Annotated in this window: 4 protein-coding genes and 1 pseudogene; 4 read left to right on the top strand and 1 reads right to left on the bottom strand. The window is 72.7% G+C overall.

Going from position 1 to position 3,515, the window contains the following annotated elements; translation table 11 throughout:
• Positions 1 to 485 (bottom strand): M14 family metallopeptidase (locus AC30N0_RS14850; protein ID WP_489518681.1); only part of this gene is annotated, 485 nt, incomplete at its 3' end.
• Between the two features lie 111 nt (positions 486 to 596).
• Here AC30N0_RS14850 and AC30N0_RS14855 point away from each other — a divergent pair.
• The 4 genes and pseudogenes from AC30N0_RS14855 to AC30N0_RS14870 form a co-directional block, all read left to right on the top strand.
• Positions 597 to 1,178, top strand: a pseudogene (locus AC30N0_RS14855) (manganese efflux pump MntP).
• Positions 1,179 to 1,206: 28 nt separating this feature from the next.
• On the top strand, positions 1,207 to 2,133 hold the full coding sequence (locus AC30N0_RS14860; protein ID WP_489518682.1) for an amidohydrolase family protein: 927 nt from the start codon (positions 1,207 to 1,209) through the stop codon (positions 2,131 to 2,133).
• Between the two features lie 68 nt (positions 2,134 to 2,201).
• On the top strand, positions 2,202 to 3,305 hold the full coding sequence (locus tag AC30N0_RS14865; RefSeq protein ID WP_489518683.1) for a cyclase family protein: 1,104 nt from the start codon (positions 2,202 to 2,204) through the stop codon (positions 3,303 to 3,305).
• A gap of 22 nt (positions 3,306 to 3,327) precedes the next feature.
• A partial coding sequence (locus tag AC30N0_RS14870) for a hypothetical protein (RefSeq protein ID WP_489518684.1) occupies positions 3,328 to 3,515 on the top strand: 188 nt, incomplete at its 3' end.

Here is a 3,515-nt window from a genome sequence, read left to right on the forward strand (position 1 = left end):
GCATAGGTCTCCAGCCAGCCGTCGACGACGCGGCCGACGCCGATGCGGAGCGCGAGTGCCTCTTCGCGCCCGGCCTGGGAAAACGGCTCGAGCGGCCCGTCGTTGTCGCGCGGGCCGATGAAGGCGAACGGGACGCCGGGCGAATTGAACGAGTGCAGGTCGAGGAGAACCTCGTGCGCGGCAAGCAAGGGACACAGCCAGTTGGCGACATGGTCCTCGTACTGCCTGGGCGTGTCGGTCGGTGCGAGCTTTCGGTTGAGGTTGCGATCGCCTGTGCGGCGGCGCTCGGCGTAGGCGAGGGGGTTCGCGACCGGAACGAGCGTCAGCCGCCCGGCGCTGAGGCGGACGGTGCCGGCGTCGATCTCGGCGATCAGGCGCTCGATCGCTTGCGTGCCGCAGGTCTCGTTGCCATGCACGGCGCCGAGGACGACGAGCTTCGTGCCGGCTCGCGGGCTGGCGTAGGAGACGGCCTTGAAGGGCAGCATCGGCGTGGTCGGGGATGGCGAGGGACGGCGATTCTAGGGACCGCGGTGCCTGGGCGCCGCATCGCCGCCCCCGTGCGAACATCGATCGCGGATGCCGCACCTTCGATTCCGATGAACCTGCTCTCGACCGGGCTGCGCGCGCTGGCGATGTCCACCGATGCTTTCGCCGCAGCCGTCAGCAAGGGCAGCGCGCTTGACAAGCCGCGCTGGAGCGAGGCGCTTCGCACCGGCGCATCTTCGGCGCCATCGAAGCGACGACGCCGCTGCTGGGATGGGTTCTCGGCCTCGGTGCCGCGGCGTACGTCGAGGCCTGGGATCACTGGATCGCCTTCGTCCTGCTCGCCGGCCCCGGCGTGCGCATGATCGTGGCCGGCCTGCGGCCGCCCGAGGTCGACGCACCCGCCTGGCCGAGCCGTCATTCGTCCTGGCTGCTCGCCGCCACCGGCTTCGCGACCAGCATCGACGCCATGATCTTCGGCGTGTCGCTTGCCTTCCTCGACGTCGCCATCGTGCCGGTGGCGATCGCCATCGGCCTGTGCACGTTCGCGATGGTCACCCTGGGCGTGATGGTGGGCCCGCGGCCTCGGCGCGCTCGCCGGCCGCCGTGCCGAGTCGCTCGGCGGCCTGGTGCTGGTCGGCATCGGCATCGCCATCCTGGTGCAGCACCTGGGCGGAGGCGGGCCCGCGCTATAACCGGCCCGCACCCCACGTCGGACTCGCCATGACGAACCACAACCCTTCCGGGCTGCTTGCGCGCATCGCGCGTGCGGCGCTCCTCGCCGCCGGCCTGGCCGTGGCGGCGGCATCGGCGCCGGGGCAGCCCGCCGACGCGCGCGCCGCGGCGGCGCCGTATGCCGGGCCGCTGTTCGACGCGCACCTGCACTACAACGACGAGGCGGTCGCGCGCTATCCGATCCCCGAGGTGCTCGGCCGCATGCAGCGCAGCGGCGTGCGCGCCGTGATCGCCAACAGCCGGCCCAACGACGGGACGAAGGCGCTCGCCGCAGCACGGGAGCCGGCGCGGCGGGCCGGGGTCGCCGTCGTTCCTTTCGTCCGCCTGTACCGCGACCGCGCCGACTACAGCGGCTGGCACGCCGACCCGGGCATCGTCGACATGGTGCTGCGCGAGCTCGCCGCCGGCACCGAGGCCGGGCCGTACCGGGGCCTCGGCGAGTTCCACCTCTACGACAGCGCCAACGCCGACGGCGCGACCGCCCGCCGCCTGATGCAGCTGGCCCAGGAGCGCGACCTCGTCGTCCTCGCCCACGTCGACGACGTCGCCATCGAGACGCTGTTCGCCCACGCGCCGAAGACGCGGCTCATCTGGGCCCACAGCGGCATTGGCGGTGCACCCGTCGAGCGCGTGCGGTCGCTGCTGCAACGCCATCCGACGCTGCTCGGCGAGCTGTCGTACCGGCCCGGCCTGACCGAAGGCGAGGGGCGCCTGAGCGCGCCGTGGAAGGCGCTGATGCTCGAGATGCCCGAGCGCTTCCTGGTCGGCTCCGACACCTGGATCAACGGACGCTGGGACGACTACGAGGTGCTGATGCAGCAGGCGCGGCGCTGGCTCGGCGACCTGCCGCCGCCGATTGCGCGCCGCATCGGCTGGGACAACGGCGCCGCGCTGTTCGGCCTGCAGGCGCCCTGACCGCCCACACCTTGCCGGCGAACTACGATGGCCGCCCACCGCCCGGCCATCCAACGAGGAGACACCCGATGACGCACCGAGCTATGCATCGCCTGACCGCGGCCGCCAGCGCCGGCCTCGCCCTCTGCGCGCCGCTGGCCGGCGGCGCCGTCGAGCCGGCGTCGCTGATCGCGCTGGCCGCGAAGTCGCCGGCGCCGCCCTGGCCGGCCGGCGACGAGCGCGGCATGGCCAACACGCTGGGCGAGGCGACGACGCTGCGCTGCGGCTGGCATCTAGGCCAGCGCGGCGCGCGAACCTACGAGGCATCGTTCGAGCGCTCGAACACGATGCCGAAGTCGCCGTTCGCGAACCCGTCGCCGAGCAAGCCCAAGCCGACCGCCGGCGTACCGTTCTCGGCCCATGCGTTCAACAGCGAGGCCTTCGACGCCGGCGCCGAGCCGCAGCAGCAGGGCACGCAGATCGACGCCCTCGGCCACTTCGCGTCGATCGCCGCGCCCTGGGATCCGAAGAACGCGTTCTCCGCCGACGGCGCCAGCTACTACGGCGGCTTCAGGCAGCAGGACGTCAAGCCGACTCCGGAGTCGCCGCTGCTCAAGCTCGGCATCGAGAAGATGCCGCCGCTCGTCACCACGGCGGTGCTGCTCGACGCGCGCGCCCACGTCGGCAAGGGCCGGGCGATGACCGAAGGCCAGCTGGTCAGCGCCGCCGACATCCAGGCGATGCTGAAGGCGCAGGGCCTGTCGCGCCGCGGCATCCTGCCGGGCGACATGGTCTGGATCCACACCGGCTGGAGCGAGCACTGGAAGGAGGGCGACGAGGGTGGGCGCTACTACGCCGCCGCACCGGGGCTCTCGGTCGACGCGGCCAAGTTGCTGTCGACCCGGCGCATCGTCGCCATCGGCCTCGACGCGCCCTTCGTCGATGCGGTCCCCGAGGGCATGCTGCAGGGCAAGGCGGCACCGGCCCAGGGCACCGAGCCCGGGCTGCCGTTCTCGGTGCACCACTACATGCTGTCGGTGTTCGGCATCCACCACCTCGAGAACCTGAACCTCGCCGCCATGGCGCGCGACCGCGTCTGGACCTCGTGCGCGATGGCACTGCCCTCGCGCGACCGGGGCGCCGCGGGCGCGGTGGTCCGGCCGGTGGCGATCGGACGGCCCGGGCAGCGCTGACAGCCCGGTCGGGGCGGCGGCCATGATCGTCCACCTGGTCGACGGCACCTACGAGCTGTTCCGCCACTTCTTCGGCCTGCGCCGCTTCACGAAAGGGCGCGACCGGCCGCTCGGCGCGGTCGCCGGCGTGTTGCAATCGGTGCTCGAGATCCTGGAGCGGGGCGAGAGCCACGTCGGCGTCGCGACCGACCACGTCGTCGAGTCGTTCCG

This window comes from Rhizobacter sp., assembly GCF_031412495.1.
In the GTDB taxonomy this organism is placed as follows: domain Bacteria; phylum Pseudomonadota; class Gammaproteobacteria; order Burkholderiales; family Burkholderiaceae_C; genus Schlegelella_A.

What these genes read in the sequence shown, in the direction of transcription:
- AC30N0_RS14860 (WP_489518682.1), top strand. Translation starts at nt 1,207, where the DNA reads ATGACGAACCACAACCCTTCCGGGCTGCTTGCGCGCATCGCGCGTGCG.
- AC30N0_RS14865 (WP_489518683.1), top strand. Translation starts at nt 2,202, where the DNA reads ATGACGCACCGAGCTATGCATCGCCTGACCGCGGCCGCCAGCGCCGGC.